This window comes from Longimonas halophila (assembly GCF_002554705.1).
Classification (GTDB): Bacteria; Bacteroidota; Rhodothermia; order Rhodothermales; family Salinibacteraceae; genus Longimonas; species Longimonas halophila.
Window position 1 is genome coordinate 49,638 of the sequence record NZ_PDEP01000016.1, and the last position, 20,403, is coordinate 70,040.

Annotated in this window: 19 protein-coding genes; 13 read left to right on the top strand and 6 right to left on the bottom strand. The window is 59.6% G+C overall.

Annotated features, from left to right (window positions below; all coding sequences use genetic code 11):
• Positions 1 to 391: 391 nt before the first annotated feature.
• On the bottom strand, positions 392 to 2,761 hold the full coding sequence (locus CRI93_RS13825; RefSeq protein ID WP_098063234.1) for a S41 family peptidase: 2,370 nt from the start codon (positions 2,759 to 2,761) through the stop codon (positions 392 to 394).
• A 311-nt stretch (positions 2,762 to 3,072) separates the two neighbouring features.
• Here CRI93_RS13825 and CRI93_RS13830 point away from each other — a divergent pair, with 311 nt between their 5' ends.
• From CRI93_RS13830 to CRI93_RS13855, 6 genes are all read left to right on the top strand, one after another.
• Entirely contained in the window at positions 3,073 to 3,396 is a 324-nt protein-coding gene (locus CRI93_RS13830; protein ID WP_098063235.1) for a hypothetical protein, read from the top strand.
• Between the two features lie 355 nt (positions 3,397 to 3,751).
• On the top strand, positions 3,752 to 4,333 hold the full coding sequence (locus tag CRI93_RS13835; RefSeq protein WP_176521883.1) for an RNA polymerase sigma factor: 582 nt from the start codon (positions 3,752 to 3,754) through the stop codon (positions 4,331 to 4,333).
• Between the two features lie 57 nt (positions 4,334 to 4,390).
• Positions 4,391 to 4,849, top strand: coding sequence for an anti-sigma factor (locus CRI93_RS13840; protein WP_098063237.1), 459 nt, complete (start codon positions 4,391 to 4,393; stop codon positions 4,847 to 4,849).
• 42 nt (positions 4,850 to 4,891) lie between these two features.
• Positions 4,892 to 5,377 (top strand): hypothetical protein, encoded by a 486-nt coding sequence (locus tag CRI93_RS13845; protein ID WP_098063238.1) that lies wholly within the window; start codon positions 4,892 to 4,894, stop codon positions 5,375 to 5,377.
• 32 nt (positions 5,378 to 5,409) lie between these two features.
• Positions 5,410 to 6,402: a hypothetical protein gene (locus tag CRI93_RS13850; RefSeq protein ID WP_141491726.1), complete on the top strand. Its 993-nt coding sequence runs from the start codon at positions 5,410 to 5,412 to the stop codon at positions 6,400 to 6,402.
• Between the two features lie 208 nt (positions 6,403 to 6,610).
• A complete protein-coding gene (locus CRI93_RS13855; protein WP_176521884.1) occupies positions 6,611 to 7,894 on the top strand; it encodes a serine hydrolase in 1,284 nt (427 codons plus the stop codon).
• A gap of 423 nt (positions 7,895 to 8,317) precedes the next feature.
• On the opposite strand, the gene panD is transcribed toward CRI93_RS13855, so the two are convergent.
• The gene (gene panD / locus CRI93_RS13860; RefSeq protein WP_098063241.1) at positions 8,318 to 8,734 is read right to left on the bottom strand and encodes an aspartate 1-decarboxylase; all 417 of its coding nucleotides are present in this window, start codon (positions 8,732 to 8,734) and stop codon (positions 8,318 to 8,320) included.
• Between the two features lie 58 nt (positions 8,735 to 8,792).
• The gene (panC, locus tag CRI93_RS13865; RefSeq protein WP_098063242.1) at positions 8,793 to 9,674 is read right to left on the bottom strand and encodes a pantoate--beta-alanine ligase; all 882 of its coding nucleotides are present in this window, start codon (positions 9,672 to 9,674) and stop codon (positions 8,793 to 8,795) included.
• A gap of 254 nt (positions 9,675 to 9,928) precedes the next feature.
• Here panC and CRI93_RS13870 point away from each other — a divergent pair, with 254 nt between their 5' ends.
• Together CRI93_RS13870 and CRI93_RS13875 are read left to right on the top strand one after the other, a co-directional pair.
• Entirely contained in the window at positions 9,929 to 11,332 is a 1,404-nt protein-coding gene (locus CRI93_RS13870; RefSeq protein WP_098063243.1) for a class II fumarate hydratase, read from the top strand.
• 230 nt (positions 11,333 to 11,562) lie between these two features.
• Positions 11,563 to 13,125, top strand: coding sequence for a trypsin-like peptidase domain-containing protein (locus CRI93_RS13875; protein ID WP_098063244.1), 1,563 nt, complete (start codon positions 11,563 to 11,565; stop codon positions 13,123 to 13,125).
• Between the two features lie 168 nt (positions 13,126 to 13,293).
• Here the strand turns inward: CRI93_RS13875 and CRI93_RS13880 are convergent, their stop codons facing one another.
• Positions 13,294 to 13,485: a hypothetical protein gene (locus CRI93_RS13880; protein WP_176521885.1), complete on the bottom strand. Its 192-nt coding sequence runs from the start codon at positions 13,483 to 13,485 to the stop codon at positions 13,294 to 13,296.
• Positions 13,486 to 13,808: 323 nt separating this feature from the next.
• Between CRI93_RS13880 and CRI93_RS13885 the strand changes: the two genes are divergently transcribed.
• From CRI93_RS13885 to CRI93_RS13895, 3 genes are all read left to right on the top strand, one after another.
• Positions 13,809 to 14,063 carry a hypothetical protein gene (locus CRI93_RS13885; protein WP_098063246.1) on the top strand — a complete coding sequence of 85 codons (255 nt, stop codon included), beginning with the start codon at positions 13,809 to 13,811 and terminating at the stop codon, positions 14,061 to 14,063.
• A gap of 298 nt (positions 14,064 to 14,361) precedes the next feature.
• A complete protein-coding gene (locus CRI93_RS13890; RefSeq protein WP_098063247.1) occupies positions 14,362 to 15,942 on the top strand; it encodes an AbgT family transporter in 1,581 nt (526 codons plus the stop codon).
• Between the two features lie 126 nt (positions 15,943 to 16,068).
• Positions 16,069 to 16,551, top strand: a complete 483-nt coding sequence (locus tag CRI93_RS13895; protein ID WP_098063248.1) for a hypothetical protein — start codon at positions 16,069 to 16,071, stop codon at positions 16,549 to 16,551.
• 30 nt (positions 16,552 to 16,581) lie between these two features.
• Here CRI93_RS13895 and CRI93_RS13900 read toward each other — a convergent pair whose 3' ends face one another.
• Together CRI93_RS13900 and CRI93_RS13905 are read right to left on the bottom strand one after the other, a co-directional pair.
• Positions 16,582 to 17,001, bottom strand: coding sequence for a PIN domain-containing protein (locus CRI93_RS13900; RefSeq protein WP_245850548.1), 420 nt, complete (start codon positions 16,999 to 17,001; stop codon positions 16,582 to 16,584).
• The gene (locus tag CRI93_RS13905; RefSeq protein WP_098063250.1) at positions 16,998 to 17,294 is read right to left on the bottom strand and encodes a DUF6364 family protein; all 297 of its coding nucleotides are present in this window, start codon (positions 17,292 to 17,294) and stop codon (positions 16,998 to 17,000) included. The genes CRI93_RS13900 and CRI93_RS13905 overlap by 4 nt, the downstream gene beginning before the upstream one ends.
• A 174-nt stretch (positions 17,295 to 17,468) precedes the next feature.
• Here CRI93_RS13905 and uvrC point away from each other — a divergent pair, with 174 nt between their 5' ends.
• A complete protein-coding gene (gene uvrC / locus CRI93_RS13910; protein ID WP_098063266.1) occupies positions 17,469 to 19,337 on the top strand; it encodes an excinuclease ABC subunit UvrC in 1,869 nt (622 codons plus the stop codon).
• 250 nt (positions 19,338 to 19,587) lie between these two features.
• Positions 19,588 to 20,400, top strand: coding sequence for a hypothetical protein (locus tag CRI93_RS13915; RefSeq protein WP_141491727.1), 813 nt, complete (start codon positions 19,588 to 19,590; stop codon positions 20,398 to 20,400).
• The last annotated feature ends 3 nt before the right edge of the window (positions 20,401 to 20,403 follow it).

Genomic DNA, 20,403 nt, shown 5'->3' on the forward strand with positions numbered 1-20,403 from the left:
GCTATGGGGTAGCGGTTCAATGCTAAGAACCTCACCCACAGACATTTTCGTCAGGACAACTGGCGAATCAGCACCTTCGGAGGTTTCGTGGTAGGCCCAGCGGTTTCGATGATCAGGCATAAGGATGCCGTCCATCCAACGGTGCTACCCGAAGGTCGTCTGGCGAGCGGTAAAGCGCACTGCTGGCTTCCTTCCCCATCCTAATTAACGCAGTGTGCGAGTTTTTCGATGGTCCTTTTGGGTTGGGCATCCCCCTTTGTCGCTGCGCGACATTTCCCCCTTCGCGAAGGGGGAAAGGCCCGAACAGCGTGAGGGAATGGGGGATGTCAGGACCGCGCATTCTACCACAAGGCGGCGATCAACAAAGGAGGAAGGAAACCTGCACATGCCGTTAATTAGGCGGGGCATTTGTGTTGATGTGCTGCAAGGCCGCTTCGAGATACCGGTCACGTCCCTCAGCAACGCTCTGGCGCGTAGGCTGTATCGGGATCGTCGGCTGGATGCCAATGCGATGGTGCTGCGATCTGTCGTGCTTCAGGACGCGCATGCCGGTCCACCTAATACGGTAATTGCCGGGAAGCGAGAACGGGTTCACGTTGCCGTTGGCGCCTGCCGTGGGGCCGCCAATGATCGCGCCCAGCTCATAGTGCTCCACAATGCCCAGAATGCTCTCGGCGAAGCTGATAGCCTCTGCATCCGTAAGAAAGGCCACGGCACCGCCAATGGTGGGCGTCTGGGGCGTAAGCTGCCAGCGTCCGCTCGTGTCGTAGCCAACGCGCCGTTCCTGGTCGGGGTAGATGAGTTGGGGCACCTGCCACCGTGGCGACTGCAGGGTGTCGGACGTCAGGTGACGCAGCACCTGCTGGTTGCCGGTTTCCGGATAGCCGCGCATGTCAAACACCACACCGCGCGCTGCAGCCAGCTGGTCCATCTGCTGCTGAACGGCTGAAGGCCCTACGCGGGTCAAGTCAACGTAGTACACGCCCGGATCGATTTCTTCGATGCCATCAGGGCGAGGCTGCTGCACCGGACGGTCGGTGTTGCGCGGGACGGTGCACGTGGTCGTGCTACCGTCGTCAATGCGCTGCACCGAAAGGGTGACCTCGGTGCCGCGGGGGCCGCGTGCAAATCCACTCAGCGCCCGGTGCTCGGTCCACTGCGGCGAGCCTGATATGTACGTCTTGCGCGTGCTAATGACATCTGCGCTCGGCGTGCCGTCTACGGCGGTGATGACATCGCCCGGACGGATGCAGGGCGTCTCGGCCTCCTGCAACGAATCGCTCACAGCAGCGACCACGACCTGCTCATCAATCCAATCTACGCGAAGCGGCAGCCCAGCGCGGTTTTGCACGAGCGGATGAAAAACGCGTCCGTGTCCATCATCGAGTTCGGCCACCATGCGCTGCATCACCCGGAGCCGGGCCAGTGGGGTATCGGCATCCCGCATGGCGCGCAGCGTACGTGGAAGCATGCCCTCCCAGTCCGTATCCACCACGTCGAAGTAGGGGTAGAAGTGCTGCATCACGTTCCACGCCATCACAACAGCGGCCATGTGTGTGGCCCGGTCGCTGCTTAAGGCGGCGTCAGAGGCGCCGTTGGCAAGGAGCGTGTTGAGACGTGCGGGCGCTGGAGCATCGCCTGGGCGCAGCGTTTGCTCATCGCGGCTGTAGAGCGCAAGGGGCATCTGCACCGCAAGTCCGCGACCAATGAGCTTGTTGATGACCGCTCCGGCATCAGGGCGCGCGTCGAAGAGGGGTTCTGCGACGGAAGCTGGCGGCGGCGAGGCGATGTGCATAGCCTGGTCGCCCTGCACCGAACGTTCGTCAACGGTAGTCACTTCGTAGTCTGACCGGTTGCCCCAGTTCGGGGGCATCTCTCCGGTATCGCCGGCTTCAAACCCGGCATTGAGAAGCGGAACCGGTGTCCAGGCGGAATCGGGGTGCGAGCGCACGTGCAGTTGTACGTTGTCGAACCAGGCTTCCCCCTCCCCGACCAGTATGCCTCCTATCGTAATATGCGTGGCATCGTCGGCGACCGGGCCGGTAATCGTATAAGTATTCCAGCTGGACGCAGTGATGGGGCGATCTCCCATATTGTCAAAGAAGCCGCGCTGTTGGTTGCGGCGATCTACGCCGAGCAAGAGCCGCGCCTGGTTGGCGCTCCCATCGACATCAGCCCGCACATCGGCTCGGAGGCGAATTTGCTTGCCCCGATGCGTCGTAGCACCGATGCTCCGCATCCCTATTCCAAACTGGGGGCCGTCGTCGCTCTCCAACGCGCGGTTGAGGCGGACGCTCTTGTATGATCCTGGGTTGCCGAGCCCGATGCCTCGATGCTGCCACGCCACCAGGCGGAGTCCGGCGGTGTCGGGCGGGGTGAGCATGTCGGGCGGATTCGGAGGCGTTGCGCCCGCTTCGTAGAGTTGCACGGTGGGCGCAATCGGCGCAAACAACGTGTGCAGGCGCTCGCGCAGCACATCGGGAGTGGGCGCGTCGTACACATGGCGCACACCATGCACCACGAAGCGATCCCAGTCAAGTTCAGCAGCGGCATCGCTCGGGTGGAAGAAGCGGACGTATCCGTACAGCCGCGCAAACGCTTCTACGTTGGCAATCGCGCCCGAGGAATCGGCTGACGCACGCGGTGCATCGGGGGCGGTATCGGCGGGAGACTGCATTCCCAGCAGGGCAAGGCTGCCTGCAAGAAGCGCGCATGTGCAAACGAACGTGAGGAAGCGCGTAGAGGTGGAACGTTCAATCATGGGATACAGAAAACGTATTAGAGAATTGAGCACGATACATAGTAAACGCAGGCAACATGTGCACTGTTACAACTGCGGGCGAGACGAGACGTGGGCCCCGTTCATCTGCGGTGCGGGAGCCGCTGGGTCGCGCGGATCAGGGGCAGGGGCGAAGCGCGCGCTGGCGCCCGTTTGCGTCTCTCGTACGATTGGCTTCGCACCGCTACGCCGCTTCGTTTCCTGCGCAACGCCCGCTCTTGAAGCACGTTACGGCAGACAACGCTACAGAACATAATTTCTGCTGTCCACACCCCACGTTTCCGAAGTGCTCCATGAGTCAGAAGGATGGTTCCTCCAATACTCCGCTGCCCTCTGAATCCAACCGCACCCCGGTGCGGGGCCAACAGTTTACCAGCAAGCAACTCGCAGTTGATGGAAAGCATTTCGAGGACTGTGAATTCGACGCCTGCACGTTTGTCTACAGCGGGGGCGTTCCACCCAACTTCGTGCGCTGTGAGTTTGCCGCGCCGCACTTCGTATTCAAAGGAGCCGCGCAGCGCACCATACAACTGATGAGCGCCATCTATAACGGCATTGACCCGCGCATCATTGAGATGACGTTCGATGAGATCCGCAAGGAGCCGCGCTCCAAGTAGTATACGGTAGTGGATAGACGCTGAGGGATAGCTCCTCTGATAAAAAACCTTTCCTGAAGCGAACACATCGCATGAATAAACGACAGCCCTCTCGTTGCATGGCTCCACTGTGCAACGTGTGCCATGCCGGGACATTACCCTTCGCGCTCCTCCGTCTCGCCGTTCTTACCTAACATCACGCCAGGCACTCTCTTTCATAAGAATCACACATACAGATTCCTAAAAAGGGGAGACGGTCTGGAATGTGAGCTTGTTTGTGCTCGTCTAATACAAAAATGTGTGGGCTTCGGCCTGCGCCGTCTTGCAGGCCACCGCCAGAGCTCCAGTATCCTCCGCCACAGCATTCCCTGACACTGTGCCGCCTGATGTCTCGCCTAATGCGACCGATGAGGCTCTCATTGCTGCAGTGCAGGCAGGCGACACCGGAGCCTTTCGGTATCTGGTGGAGCGCTACGAGTCCGTGGTAGCTGCTACCGTGATTGGTATGCTGGGACCGGGCCCGCAGGCTGATGACGTGGGGCAAGAAACGATGATTCGCCTGTATCGCTCGCTCGACCAGTTTGAGGGGGCGGCTCGCCTCAAAACGTATGTGACACGCATCGCCATCAATGTCTCAATCGATGCACTCCGCGCTCGCAAGCGGCGTCAGAATCGCTTGCAGAGTCGTGACGCTGAGCGTCCGCCCGATGAGCCCGTCGGACATGCAAACCGTACGGTGGAGCGTCGAGAGCAGAAGCGTTTGGTGCAGCAAGCGGTGCGCCAGTTGGATACGCCGTACCGCGCGGTAGTCGTGCTGCGGTTGCTCGATGGCTACTCTACGCAGGAAACAGCAGACATCTTGGAGATACCCTACGGAACGGTGCTTTCGCGCTTGCATCGTGCCAAGAAGCGCCTCGCCGACCGGCTACGCCCCCTCTTGGATGCGGATCGTCCTTAGGAGAAGCCCTTGCAAAACCTGAATACGTCTTTACGACCTTCTGACTCCCATACCGCAATGAAGAACCGGCATCGCTATCTCATTGAACAGGCGCTGGATGACACCCTCTCATCCAACGAGCGCGAAGAACTCGACCGGCTGCTGCGTGACCATCCGCATCTGCAGCGCCACCTGCATGAAGAGCAGGCGGTGCACACGCTCATGAGCCAGTCTGCACCAGACGCGTTCGAGGACGGATTTGCCGAACGCACCATGAGCCGCCTGAATCGTGAGCTTATGACAGCGGAAGAGCACGCACCGGCTTCGGGCTCTGCTTCCCCCACGGTCTGGGGTGAACTCACCGCGGGAATGGAGCTTCTGCTTCGGCGGTTCGGAGCCGTACCCGCATCGGCGGTGCTGGCGCTGGCCCTCTACAACGTCTACGCTGGACCTCCGCTTGAGGCAACAAGCACCACGCTTGTGGAGCGCCTTTTCGGCTTGCCTCCCATCGCTGTCGAGCTGCTACTGGCCCTCTGATCTCCCCCTCTCCTCTGAATATCCCTCGTACGGTCCGTTGCTATGTCTTCTTTATTTTCTGGACTCCGCTCCCTCTGGAAGCCCGCACTTCTTCTGCTGGGCACGTTCGTGCTGGGCGGACTCGTAGGGGGGTTGCTCGTGGGAGCGGTCGTCAAGAACCGCGTGGAAACCATTCGCAGCCTGCGCACGGCTGATGGATTTACCGAGCACATGCTCAACGCCATCGAGCCAACCTCGGCACAGCGCGACACGCTGCGTCCACTACTGCGCGAGGCAGGGAGCGATATTGAGCAGATGACCCGTCAGACGCGCACCCAGATGCGCGCTCGTGTCGATACCCTCTGGCAGGACATGCGCCCGCACCTCACGCCCGAACAGCGTAGAGAGCTACGCCGCATGCGCCAGCGGTTCCAAAATCGACGATCCGGGCTTTCATCCGACGGACCCGTCCGCAGGGAGCATTTCGGTTTCATGTATTCATCACAAAACGATGAAATGCAGGCGCCGAACGCCTCGTCTAATCCATGAATCGCGTTGAAACCATTCAATCTCTGTTTGCCATGACCACCCAAACGGCTACGCACGCTCCTGCTGTTTGTCGTTCTTCAATCCTCTTCCGTACGTGGCCGCCCCTTTTGGCTTTGGGGATGGCCGTCCTTCTTCTTGTGGGATGCGACACCGTTGCCTCAGAGCAAGCGGACCCCGAGCCTCCGGCATCGAACACGCTCGTCGAGATGCTAAACGCCGAGCTTGAGCTTACCGCCGCGCAGCAGCATTCATTGCGTGAGCACGATGAATCGGTTTCGCTATCTGCGTTCGGCAGGTTCACCAACGAAACGCCCAGCGATGCCGCTCCAGGCGTGCTGTGGACGGTGGCGGCTGACTTGCACGAGACGCTTACCGATGCGCAAAAAGAGCGCCTCTTCGAAAGAAACCGCGCCTTGCGCCGCGAACTGCGCTCTGAGATGCGCGACGGCCCACGCGGGGCAGCCTGGAGCCGCCTGCCTCGGGGCGTGCGCCAGGTCCTGCGCAAGTCGCTTACCGATGCCCAACAGGAAGAGCTGCGCGCGCTACACCGCGAGCTGCGCAGCGCCATCCGTGATGCGCGCAATCAGTTGCAGGAAGGCACCCTCAGTCCTGAGCAATTCCGCACCAACGTGCAGGAGCTGCGTACCGGTTTTCGTGAGGATGCGCGCGCTGTGCTTACCGACGCGCAACGTGAACGCATTCAGGCGATCCGAGAAGCCGCCGCCGAGCGACGTGCCGAGCGAACGGCCGCCCGCACCACGGTGCTGAACTTGACCGATGCCCAGCAAGAAGCAATCGGCACAGCGCGGCAAGACACCCGTGAGCGCATCCGCACAATTCGTATCGAGCAGATCAGCGGCGCGCGTGACCGGGACGAAGCCCGTCAGGCCATCCGCGACGTGCGATCTGCAATGCACGAAACACTGCGCGAGACACTTACCGATGTCCAGTACGAGACTATCCGACTTCACCGCAGCCTTGTGCTCCGGGTACGGGCCCGCCTTGTCAACGAACGCCGCGGGTAAATGGGCAGGTCGGCCCATCCCTCACGCATGCCTACCTCAAGATTCCTGACACTCAATGTTTGCGCCACGATTTCCCGTTCATAATGTCAGCCGTTCGGGCGTTTTTCTCGCTCTTTGCATAGGAGTGTTGGTAGGATGCGCAGGACCGAGTCCAGCCAGTACGCAGCCGCCCGATGACGACTCGCCTGCTAAGGCTGATCCTTTCGAGATGGCCCGATCCTACGCGGAAGCGAAAGCTGGTGATGCCCTTCTGATCTGGGAAGACGGCGAACTGGTTGTAGAGGACTACACAAACGGCTACCGGGCCAACGATCCTCACATACTGGCCAGTGGCACCAAAACGTTAACGGGACTGATGGCTCTGGCCGCTGCAGAGGATGGACTGCTTTCGCTGGATGAACCCGTTGCGGCTTCCGTGCCGTCGTGGACCGAGGATCCCCAAAAGTCGCAGATCACCATTCGGCAGCTGCTCCAGCTTACGAGTGGGTTGGAAACGCGCATCGGGCGCGCCCCGAGCTTTCAAGAGGCCCTGCAAACGCCGCTCGTGCATGCGCCAGGGGAATCCTTCCGCTACGGTCCCACCGCTTTTCAAGTGTTTGGCGCGGTCTTAGCAGAGAAACTGGACAGCGAATCCCCCGAGGCCTACCTCACCCGGCGACTGCTGGAACCGATTGGCGCTCAATCGCCAACCTGGGGACGCACGGACGGTGACATCAACTTGGGCAGCGGGGCACGTACCACCGCGCGCAACTGGCTGCGATTCGGGCGGCTGCTCTTGGGCAACGGGACGTTCGAGGGCGAGGTCGTGGTCGCACGCGACGTGCTTACGCCCCTTACAATACCGACGGAGGCCGGTCCCGGATACGGGCTGTCGGTCTGGCTGAATGCCCCGGTAGATCCCGCCGCTTCTTTCTTCGAGTACGCACCGCGCGACGTGGCCCCCGATGGACCTGAAGGCATGATTTATGCCGACGGGCCCAACGACCTCTTCATGGCTGCCGGGCTCAACAACCAGCGCCTGTTCGTTATCCCATCGCGCGAGATGGTGGTGGTGCGGCTCGGACGCCGTGACCGGACGTGGCACGACGGCGAGTTTCTGGCTCGACTGCTGAACGGCGAAGCATACGAGGGGGCGAATGAGGGGGCCAGCAACAGACAAGGTCCGCAGCAACGTGAGCGGGCGGCAGCGTTCGTCGTTCGCTGCCAAATGGCAACACTCGATTCCACGCTGTCCCTAACGGATGCGCAAACCGAGGCCATCCGACCGATCGTTCAACGGCGGACCGAGGAGCTGTTCGAACTGCGACAGCGGCGTGCATCGATGGAGCCGCTGAATCGACGCGAAAAACGCCGACTCGGGCGCGCACTCCGTCGGGTGATGCGCGAAACCGATGCAGCCATCCGCTCGCGCTTAACTTCTGAACAAGCAGCGGTCTACGAGACGTTTCGCGAGGAGCAGCGCGAGACTTTGCTCCGACAACGCAGTGAGTGACAGAGCGGTAGCGACTAAGAGCCTGTTTGGGTTCTTGACGGCGAAAGCGAGCGCCGCTGTGGCGGGAACCATTCGCCGTTTGAGGGCGAACTCACTCCGCTAACGCATCCCTCCATTGGGGCATGGATCCTAGATCGTCTGCCGACCGCTGTCGGCATCCGTCTGGGATGACGGTGTAGGGGCATAAACAAGCATTTCTGCATGTTCAACAGCGATCAGATGTATACCACAACGCATACTCAGAGTGTCCTGGTACCGACAACTGTCGGTAGAGGAAATGCTCCTGGGGCCAAAATAAGAAATCGAAACAGGTCTTCAGGGGTAGACCAAGTGTTGGTTCTTCGCGCAAGAGACGCACGCTGTGGTCGGAGCGAGACAGAGAACGTGCAGAGAACATACTGGGCGAGTGGGTGCGGTGCAGCCCTACGCAATCAGGATGTCGTCGTGGACGGTCTCGTCGCGCACCGTGCCGGGCTCCTCGGCGTCGATCTGCTCTTTGGGGTTGTTATTTTTGCCGACGAGGACGATGTTGGGCGTGTGGGCTTCCGCCTCTTCGGGCGTCATTTCGGCGTACGCAATCACGATCACCTGGTCGCCCTTTGCGGCAAGGCGCGCTGCAGGACCGTTCAAGCATACCGTGCGTGAGCCGGGGTCGGCGGCAATCGTATAGGTTTCAAGCCGTGCGCCGTTGTTCACGTTGACCACCTGCACCTTCTCGTGCGGCAGAATGCCCGCCGCATCCAGCAGCTCCTGGTCGATCGTAATTGACCCTTCATAGTAGAGGTCGGCTTCGGTAACGCGGAGCCGGTGCAGCTTCGACTTGAACATCGTGACGGTCATACAGGGGGCGCGGGTCGGTCAGCGTAAAACGAGGACGGATCCTGGCAGGCGGATGCGGTCAGGCAGACGATGGAACGTGCACAAACGCATTGTCGATGAGCCGCGTATCGCCAAAAAAGACGGCGACGGCGATGAGCACATCGTCGCCCGGATGCAAGTGGGTAACGGGCTGGAGCGACGACGCATCGACCACCGAGGCGTACTGGACGCGAGCATGCTCCGCCTGGTCGAGTGGTTTTTGCATCGCTCGAACCACCGCTTCGGCATGCTGTTCCCCGCTGGCAATGGCCTGTTCACCGGCCTGAATGGCAGCGTACACCTGCGGGGCTTCGGCGCGCTCCGCGTCGCTCAGATACGCGTTCCGCGACGAGCAGGCCAGGCCGTCGTCTTCGCGCACGGTGGGTACGCCCACAATCTCGACATCGAACAAGAGGGAATGCGCCAGGTGCTTCAGGATAACGAGTTGCTGCGCATCCTTCTGCCCAAACACCGCGACATCGGGCTTGCAGGCGTTGAGCAGCTTCGTAACGACTGTGACTACGCCCTCAAAGTGGCCGGGACGATGCGCGCCGCAGAGGTGGTCGTTCAGCGTGTGCACGTCCACCGAAACGTACGGCTCTTCGGTCGTAGAGGCGCCGAACGGATACATCGCCTCCACCGTCGGGGCAAAGACCGCATCTACATCCCGCTCGGCGAGTATCTCGCGATCGGTATCGAGGGGGCGCGGGTAGGCGTCGTAGTCCTCGTCGGGGGCGAACTGGGTAGGATTCACGAAAATAGAAGTGACCACCGCATCCGCCTGGCGCTTTGCCTCGTTCACAAGGGCCAGATGACCGCTGTGCAGCGCGCCCATGGTGGGCACCAGCGCTATGGTGGCACCGCGCTGATGCTGGGCATCGGCCCACTCGTGCATTGCGGCAACGTTGGTGAGGGTGGTCATAGAAAGGCGGGGCTGGCAAGCGATAACAAATCGATAACAAGGCGCATCGTAACGTAACGGATGCAGATGTAACGCGCAACACAAACCCCAGCAGAGGCTGCTTGTCCATCGGCGGCGCTTCGGGGGAGGCGTAGCTTATGCTGTATAAATGACTAAATCTTGTTCTTTGCGGATGGGCGACGGCGGCGGCTGTCGGCTATCTTTTCAAGTGGATTATCAGAACTCGAATTTTTCCCTCGTTTCCCGCATCTGTTATGGCTGATGACTTTCGAACTGAACGCGACTCGCTGGGCCCCATCGATGTGCCCGCCTCGGCGCTATACGGCGCGCAGACGCAGCGTGCGCTCGACAACTTTCCCGTGAGCGACCTGCGCTTTCCGCGAGCGTTCATCCGTGCACTCGGCATTGTGAAGGTGGCGGCCGCCCGCGCCAACAACGAGCTGGAGCTGCTTGACGACGACAAGGCGGCGGCCATTGAGCAGGCCGGACACGACGTGATCTCGGGCCTGCTCGACGACGAGTTTGTACTCGATATTTTCCAGACGGGCAGCGGCACCTCGACCAACATGAATGCCAACGAGGTGATTGCCAACCAGGCGTCGGAGATGCTGGGGGCGGAGCGCGGAAGCAAGGCTGTGCATCCCAACGACGACGTAAACATGTCGCAGTCGTCGAACGACGTCATTCCCACAACCATGCACGTGGCCGCCCGCACGGCGCTGCTGAACGACCTGGCTCCAGCTATGGAGGCGCTGCACACGGCCCTCGTTGAAAAGGCCGAGGCGTTCGACGATGTCATGAAAAGCGGACGCACCCACCTGATGGACGCCACCCCCATCCGCCTGGGTCAGGAGTTTGGGGGATACGCGGCACAGGTGCAAAAATGCATTGCGCGCATCCAGCACGGTGCGGATGAGCTCACGGAGGTGGCTCTGGGCGGCACCGCCACAGGCACGGGACTCAACCGGCATACGGAGTTCCCGGAGCGCGCGATCAAGCACATTAGCGGACTCGCGGGCGTGCCGTTTGAGGAGACGAGCAATCACTTTGCGGAGCAGGCCGGGAAGGATGCGTACGTGCAGGCACACAGCGCGCTGAACACGACTGCCACCGCGCTGCTCAAAATTGCGAACGACCTGCGGCTGCTGTCGAGTGGTCCCACAAGCGGAATCGGCGAGATCACGCTGCCCACGATTCAGCCCGGCTCCTCCATTATGCCCGGTAAGGTCAACCCGGTGCAGAGCGAACAGGTGATGATGGTAGCGGCCCGCGTGATGGGCAACCACACCACGATCACCGTGGGCGGGCAGCACGGCAACTTCGAGCTCAACGTAATGATGCCCGTCATGGCCCACGCCATGCTCGAAAGCATCTCCATTCTAACAGGCAGCGTAACGGCCTTTACGGAGAAGTGCATCGAAGGCATCGAAGCGAATCGTGAACGGTGCCAGGAGCTGCTGGAGCTAAATCCTTCTATTGCCACAGCGCTCAACAGCGCCATCGGCTACGACAAAGCCTCGACCGTAGCGAAAACCGCTGTCAAAGAAGGCAAAACGGTGCGTGAGGTAGTCCGCGAGATGGATCTGCTGACCGACGAAGAGCTCGACGACTACCTTGACGTGCGCGCGATGACCGAGCCCGGCGTGCCGGGTGAGTAGCGTTCACGGGCGAGTCGCGCTCATTTCCCCTGTACGACTGTCGAGATGCGCAAGGCCACCCCGCAAACGTAAGAACCCCCAAACGATTGCGGGGCGGTCTCGCCATATACGAAACAGCGGCTCCACACGTTATTTTTGGGAGAGCGCCGTTGGGATACTCAACACACTGCCCTAAAGCGCGCTTTACGTTCGCCGCAATCACGATCTGCTCATCTTACCGACGTTCGTTCATGAGTGTGAAAGGAAAAGCATCAGTGGCGGTCTTGCTCGCCGCTGCATTTATCGCGGGCATTCTCTTCACCACAGCTGGCGCCAATCTCTTTGGATGGGGCGACTCGGTGGGCACCGAGAGCCGCGCCTCAGGCCCTGGCGGCACCACAGCTATCAGCACGACGGATTCGGAGGGCTTCCAGCGTGCTGTATCGCTCGAAGACGCCTTCATGGAGGTTGCCGAGTCCGTGAATCCGGCAGTCGTTCAGATTCGCTCTGAGACCATTCAGGAGCAGCGCAGTCCGTTTCAGGGTACCCCCTTCGAAGACTTCTTTGGGCGTCCTCCTGGTGGACAGGGCGGACAGGGCGGCAATGTGCGCCAGGGGCTCGGCTCCGGCGTTGTTGTGCGTTCCGATGGCCACATCATTACGAACAACCATGTCGTTGAGGGCGCAGACGACCTGAATGTGCGCCTTTTCGATGGCGAAGTCTACGACGCAGAGGTCGTGGGCACCGACCCGTACAGCGATCTGGCCGTCATCAAGATTGACGCGGAAGATCTGCGTGTGGTCAGCTTTGGGGATTCGGAGCAGATCCGTCCTGGCCAGTGGGTCATGGCATTTGGATCGCCGCTGGACCAGCGCCTGAGCAATTCCGTTACGGCGGGCATCATAAGCGCGAAAGGGCGCTTGCAGCCGTCGGGCCAGCAAGACTACGGCGTGCAGAACTTCATCCAGACCGATGCGGCCATTAACCCCGGAAACTCGGGTGGTCCGCTGGTGAACCTCGATGGGCGTCTTGCAGGCATTAACACCGCCATTGCCTCGCGCACCGGACAGTTTCAGGGCGTCGGCTTTGCGATTCCGTCGAACACGGTGCAGCGCGTAACCAATCAGCTTATCGAAACAGGACGGGTCGAACGGGCCCGCCTCGGCGTAGAGTACCGTCCGGCCAGCCAGTCGCTCATTCGGAGCGAAGGGTTGCCACGCGGCACGGCACAGATTGGCGGTGTAATGGAAGGCACCGCTGCCGAAGAGGCCAACCTACAGCCAGGCGACTTGATTACGGCAATCGATGGGGAAGAGCTGGACGACGCGCTGCAGATCAGCAATATCATTGGCGCGAAGCAGCCCGGCGATGTCGTGGAGCTGACCATCAACCGCGAGGGCGAAACCATGACGGTGGAAGTGGAGCTCGGTGGAATTGATGATCCGTCGATGGCCGAGAGCAACAACGAGTCGGAGTCCGAAAACGACTCCGCGCTATCCTCGACGGCTGAGGACATCCGCGAGGAGCTGGGCCTGGCCCTGACGGACGTGTCGGCGCGCGAGCTTGAGCGTCTGGGCATCAATGTAGACGGGGCCGTACTCATCGAGCAGGTGGACGTGCGCAACCCGGCTGTGCGAGACTCGGGATTGCAGCCGCGTCAGCTTATTGTGCAAGCGGCAGGCGAGCCCACGCCTTCCGTGGAAGCATTCGCCGAGGTTTACGATCAGATTGAGCCGGGCCAGAGCTTCCGCGTGCGGGTGATGGGGCCGCAGGGTACGCTGTACGTAACGGCCCTCCAGAAGCCTGCATCCTGATGCCTCGTCTGGGTCGAAACCGCACCCTCAATACGACGGGCTGAACGCCTTCAACACAGAGCACGCCCCAGCCTGATCAATGCAGGCTGGGGCGTTTGTCGTTGAGCGCGCTCTTTTTCGGATGCGTATCCGGTAAGAGCACCGACGTGACAGTGCACCTGCGCCCGGTTACTCCGTTTGCTCAGGACGGTGTTTCGGGGGCAGCCGGTCAACTAAGTCTTCCGGAAAATACGCCTGTGGGATGCGCCGCAACGTGGGCGGCGGGCCATCAAACGAGATCTTGATGCCCTTGGTCTCCCGCCGAAGCAAGTTCAGCGCGAGTGCGTAGGCCTCAGCAGCTTCAGTATTTTTTTCGTTCATGGCATGATCATACAAGATCATAAGCTGCGCGGCGATGCTCGTTACCATATCGGAGGTCGGTTTTCTGGAAGATGCCATCGGTCTCGATCTGCCGTAAAGAGGCCAAGATGAAGGTATAAAAGCTATCTGTTTGCGTCAACCGGGTGAATGGTGGAACGGTTGCACGTGCTCAAATGCATACTACGTTTTGCTACACCGACAAGGCGTCGCATCCACCCCGATAAACGTGTGTGACCTGCAACATTGCACATAACGGAGAAACTCTCAAGCGTGCATAGAGTGAGATAGTTCGTAATTATGCGTTCATTACAGCAACAGCACACATGCGGGGCGTAAGCTTTAAACCAAAAGGTGAAGATAACTTCTCCTCGGGCGATATTAAAACCTATGGCGGCATCTACGCGGCCACGGCTGCCGATTTCGCCGCCGAACTGGGGTGCGACCCGCAGGAGTTTATCACAAAGGTGCATGACTCCGAGATCGAACCGCTTACCGCGGTCGGTAACGAAGAGGAGCCGGAAAAGTATAGCCTCTCGTTTGAGCGCGACAAGTTCGAGGAGATTCGTGCACTCTTCTAACGCATTGTATCCGAGAGCATGAAGGCTGCTGTGTGCTTACGCACGAGGCGCGTAGCGGACAGCACATTCTCGGAGCAGTTGGCCACACATTGCCCGCGATAGCATCGCACAAGAAAAGCGCTGTCACATACTGTGAGGGCGCTTTTGGCTTTGGGGGGAGTCTGTGAGGGAGCAGCGAGGCTGCACGAACGCCAATTCCACATTCTGTGTGTAATTTTCCTGTCTGGTTCGTAGGTTGTACTGCATGGTCGCACCGGCCTGCCTCTGTTCACTTTTGCACTAACCCCTACGCTTCTACATGGCTGACGATGCTTCCTCTGTTGATACCGAGACCGATACACCAGCCTCTGATCGTAGCTTATCAAGTCGGTTACTCGCGGCAGTCGAACGAACAGGAAATGCGCTCCCCGAGCCCGTCACACTCTTCTTTATCTTTATTGGGCTTACGATGCTCATATCGCTCATCGTGAGTGCATTGGGCGTTAGCGTAGAACACCCGCGCACCGGCGAGATGATCGCGGTCGAGAGCCTCTTCTCAGGCGAAAATATCCAGCGGCTCTTTACCGACATGGCAGATACGTTTGCCGACTTCCCCCCGCTGGGTCTGGTGCTCGTTGTGATGCTCGGTATCGGAGTCGCCGACAAGTCCGGATTCATCGGAGCGGCTCTCGGGTCGTTCATGCGGGCCGTGCCCAACGCACTGCTTACCATGGCGATCGTATTCACCGGCATCATGTCGAACATGGCAGTAGATGCAGGCTACGTCGTCGTCATTCCGCTGGGGGCGCTGCTTTTCTATGGGGCTGGGCGCCATCCGTTAGCTGGACTCGCGGCTGCCTTTGCGGGCGTCTCTGCCGGATTTAGCGCCAACCTGCTGCCGTCGGCGCTCGATGTGCTGCTGGCCTCGTTTACCGAGCCTGCCGCGCAGATCATGGCCCCCGACTACGCGGTCACGGCCCTCGCCAACTACTACTTCATTGCCGCACTGGTACCGGTCTTCGTCATTGCGGGCTGGGTCGTCACCGATTACGTGGTAGAGCCCTACCTGGGCGACTACGAGCCGCCAGAAGACCTTGAAGACGACATGGACACATCGGAGGAGTCGTCGGCGCTTGAAAAGAAAGGCCTGCGCTGGGGCGCACTGTCCATGCTGGCTATTGTTGCTGCCGCATCGCTCCTGGTGATTCCGGAAAACGGCGCACTGCGAGGTCCCGAGGGCGGCTTCGAGCCTGCCTACGAGGCCATTGTGGGGCTCATGGTGGTCATCTTCTTCGTGCCCGGGTTGGTCTACGGCATCGTGACGGAGCAGATCACGAAAGATAAAGACGTAACCGATATGATGTCGGAGACGATGTCGGATCTGGGCGTCTACATCGTGCTCGCATTTGCCGCTGCTCACTTTGTGGCGATGTTTGGCTGGTCGAACCTCGACATGGTCGTTGCCATCACCGGTGCAGGCGTGCTGGAAACGCTGGAGTCCAGCATCGGACTCAGTGGCATCCCGCTGATTATTGTGTTTATCCTCGTATCCGCCTTCATCAACCTGTTTGTAGGAAGCGCCTCGGCCAAGTGGGCGATCATGGGCCCCACGTTTGTCCCCATGCTCATGCTGATGGGGTACTCGCCCGAGCTGACGCAGGCGGCCTACCGCGTCGGCGACTCGTTCACGAACATCCTGACGCCGCTGCTGCCGTACTTCCCGCTTATCATCGTGTTTGCGCAGCGCTACGACAAGAAGGCGGGCATCGGGAGCATTGTGGCAGTTATGTTGCCCTACTCAATCGTCTTCGGCGTAGTGAGCACCCTGGTGCTGGCCATCTGGATCTTCTTCGGCATTCCCCTCGGCCCCGAAGCGCCGCTGTTCATTGACACGCCGTGAGTTGGATGACGCTTACATCAAAGAAAAGACCTGACAGGTCTTGTGAGACCTGTCAGGTCTAATAATGAGTTGTTTCCAGCTATCGAAGTGTTTTCGTCTATCACTTAGCATCGCTTCAATACCAAAATGCGCACCTTAACCCTATTTGTTATTTTTGCATTCAGCTTGAGTGTTAGCAGCGTTCACGCTCAAGAAACACAGGAAGAACTCCTGGAAGATCTTGTCTCATACCAAGATGGCAAGATGATCATGGAAGACTTTGCATTATTCCGGCTTCGCGGCCAGGACTTTGAGACAGAGGCTACTCAGGTAGAAGTCTATGCTGAGTCTCCATCCGAGGGCGTCATCAGCCGCGACAACTTTGTGAGCTTAGTTTCACAGTTTAGCTATGAGTCTTTGCTTACTATCTATTCTGAGCAGTATCAGCTGTCAGCAAGTGACTTTATCGGTGCTATTGAGGTTGAAGAGTTAGCCGAGCCGATTGGGACTCCTGACTTGCGAATCAAACTTGTTGTGACATCGCAAGGGATCCAGATTGAATTCGAAAATACGCAGTCTGGACAAGTGAGCCGTAGTACAGCGACATGGGACGAATACTTTGCTGAGTGATGACATGGAGTTCGCATCTCACTACTTGTACTACGAATTGCGTACTGCTTCAAGTAGCTCAGTGGGGCTGTAGATGGAGAGCGTTGCCGCGGTAAAGTCGCGTGCATTGCGTGTCACAATACCGTCTGCACCCGCCTGCCGGGCTGCTTCGTGCAGCACCGCATCCTCGAAGTCGCGAAAGTCTATGTTCAGGACTGACTGTAGCGCTGATTCGTGGACAGGCACTGTTGCGAATACGTGCAGGAGATCCTGAATCCGTGCGCGGATGGGGCGTTCGCCTATAGCTTTGCGCCCAACATAGTAGATGGTTGTAACCGTTGTGCTGGTTATGAGCCCCTGTATCTGACCTCGCTCAACATGATTGAAGAGGGCTGTTGCGTCTTGCACATACGGATCGCGGTCCATGAGCACATCCAGCACCACATTGGTGTCGAACAAGACCGTCATCATCGGTGCTTCTTTTCAAGGTAGCGGTAATACTCCTCTTTTAGATCCGCGTCAACGCGACCTTCCTGGTCGGGGTGTCCAGTGAACCGCTCGGCATCAGTGCCCTTCAAAGATCCGGCAAGGCGGCGGGTAATCGGCGGCAGTTCGTCTCCAGGCTTTTCTTGGGATGCGGTAGATGCCATCGCGGCGAGGTAGCGAGTCACCAGCTCATCCAGCGATACTCCGCGCGCCTTGGCATGCGCAGCAGCCTGGTCGAGAACCTCTGCATCCACCTGTACAGTCAGTTCCTTCTTCATGGCGATGCATTCGACTTACTCGGGAGAAAACAAGACAGTATGTGTACGGCACGTGAATGCCCGGTGTTGCTCCCGTTCCATCATTGGTTGCAGGATACGCACGCTGCCTCGGAATCACACGGCTTCAACGCGGCGTTTTAAGGACGCGTTGTACTTCTAATAATGCGCGGCCTCATGACCGAGACGCTCGAAAAAAAGCTCGACCACCTGCCCACCGAGCCGGGGGTGTACAAGCATCTCGACGATAGCGGATCGGTGTTGTACGTGGGTAAAGCCAAAAACCTGCGCACCCGCGTGCGGTCGTACTTCCAGCAGGGGCGTAAGCGCTCCGGGCGCATTGAGGTGATGGTGCAGAAGATCGCCGATGTGGAGGTGATCGTGACTGACACCGAGGTGGAGGCGCTCATCCTCGAAAACAATCTCATCAAAGAGCTGCAGCCGCGCTACAACGTCAACCTGCGCGACGACAAGACCTACCCGTACATCTGCGTCAAGAACGAGCGCTTCCCGCGCGTCTTCAAAACGCGCTCGGTGCGCAACGACGGCTCGAAGTACTTCGGTCCGTACACCGATGTGAAGCAACTCAATCAGATGATGGACGCCATCCGGTCGGTCTTTCAATTGCGCACCTGCAAGCTCGACCTGTCGAAAGAAAAGGTTGAAGCTGGCAAGCACGAAGTCTGCCTGCAGTATCACATCGACAACTGCCAGGGCCCGTGCGTGGGCGAGCAGTCGGAGGCCGACTATCAGGAGACGATCGACCAGGTGGAGCAGTTGCTGAACGGACACACCAAGGCGCTCACGGCGCATCTGAAAGAGCAGATGGAGGCCGCCTCGGCCAACCTCGACTTTGAGGAGGCCGCCCGCCTGCGCGATCAGATTCAAGCGCTGGAGACCTATTCCGAGCAGCAGAAGATCGTCAGTCAAGACTTTGAGGATCGCGACATCTTCGGGCTGCACGTGGATCGCGAGGAGGGCGTAGGCTGCGGCACGCTCTTTCGTGTGCGGGAGGGCAAGATGATTGGCCGCCGGCACACCTACCTGCACCAGATTGAGGGCCGCACGGATGAGGAGCTCATGCTCTCGTTCGTAGAAGACTACTACGCATCCGCCCATTTCTACCCGAACGAGGTGCTCCTGGCGGTCGACCCAAACGACCATCCGACCCAAGACACCGTGCCCCTGGAGGAGCTTCTGCGCCAGGAGAAAGGCCGTCAGGTGCCGATTCGCGTGCCACAGCGTGGCGACAAGGCCAGTCTGGTGCGTATGGCATGCTCCAACGCCAAGCTCCTCGTAAACGAGTACAAGCTGCAGCGCATGAAGCGGGAGCGCGACCGCATTCCCGAAGCCGTGAAGCAGCTCGGCGAGGCCCTGCAGATGGACGACCTGCCCAAGCGCATTGACGGGATCGACATCTCGCATCTGGGGGGCACCGAAACCGTGGCCTCGTGTGTCGTCTTCCTGAACGGCACGCCCCGCAAGAGCGAATACCGTACCTACAAGATCCGCTCCGTCGAAGACGGCACGCCCGACGACTTCAAGTCCATGCGCGAGGTCGTGCGTCGCCGCTACACACGCATGGCGAATGAAGGCGGCCCGTGGCCCGATCTGCTCGTGGTGGACGGCGGCAAAGGACAGCTCTCCAGCACCGTAACCGTGCTCAAGGAGCTGGATGTGTACGGCCTATTTCCCGTCATCGGCATCGCCAAGCGGCTGGAAGAAATCTTTCGCCCCGGCGACCCCGACCCGCTCTACCTGGGTAAAGACCACCCGTCGCTGAAGCTGCTGCAGAACCTGCGCAACGAGGCCCACCGCTTCGCCGTCACGTACCAGCGCAAGCGTCGCAAGAAGAAGACCCTGCGCTCTGAGCTACTGGACATCCACGGCATCGGCGAAAAGACAGCCCAGACGCTCCTCCGCGAATTCGGCTCGCTCAAACAGGTTAAACAGGCGGATACCGAGGCGCTCGCCGCAGTGGTGGGCCCCGCCAAAGCCCAAAAGGTGGTTGACTTCTACCGCGAGGGGGAACCGGCAGAGGCGTAAGAGAGCCCTTCCATTCCGTATCTCAGAGTCGACGTTAACTATGAAGATGGGAGGTGGATGGCACCTACATTCACGGTACATCTACTTGTTTGGGCTAAATTGAGACATACCAAGAACCTTTTGACACATATACCAAAGCGGTTAGGGGAATAAATGGCTACTATGGGGATGCGCGAACGGCGACCCTTTGCTTTTCTTTTGGAGTACGCTGCTACCGCATCGATCTCTGTGCCCTGCATCCCCCTGCCCTATGACTGTTACGTTACAAAACATCTCATCAGTAGCGGACGCCCCTGCCCAACCCATCGAATCAAGAGGTGGCATGCTCGTCCAGGTGGAGAGCGGGTCGAACTGGATAGGGGTCTTGGGTGTGCTCGTCTTTCTGGCAAGTATGTACATCGCCCCCACAACTGCGCAGGCGCAGACCGTCTACCACGTCACCGAAACCGGTAATGCCAGTAACGACGGGTCCTCGTTCGCCGACGGCGATGCGATCTCCCTGCAAGGCGCACTAAGTGCGGCCGGGGGAAGCGACGAAATCTGGATTGCTGCCGGCACCTACACGCCCAGTAGACGGCTCGATGCGGGGGATGCGCGCACCGCAACGTTCGAGATCACCGGTGACCAAGACGGTCTTCAGATCTACGGCGGATTCGACGGCACGGAGACCACCCGAAGCGAGCGCGACCCGAGCGCCAATGAAACCATCCTTTCCGGCAATATCAATGGCGACGAAAGTGATGACTCAGGCAACGCGTACCACGTCCTTGTTTTTAACGGGGGTGGCTCTGAGACGAGAGGCATCGGCAACGACATCGCAAACAACATCACAGGCGCTACGGTGCTGGATGGGGTGACGGTTGCTGGGGGAAATGCCAACGGGCCCTCTACCACGGATGGGGCGGGCGGCGGTCTCTACTGCGACGGGACAGGAACCGACAATGTATGCAGCCCCACACTCACAGAGCTTATCTTCACCGGCAATGCTGCAATCCCAAACTACACCTCTGGAGGCGGTGCGATCTACAACGATGCCCAAGACAGTGGCACGAGCAGTCCATAGATT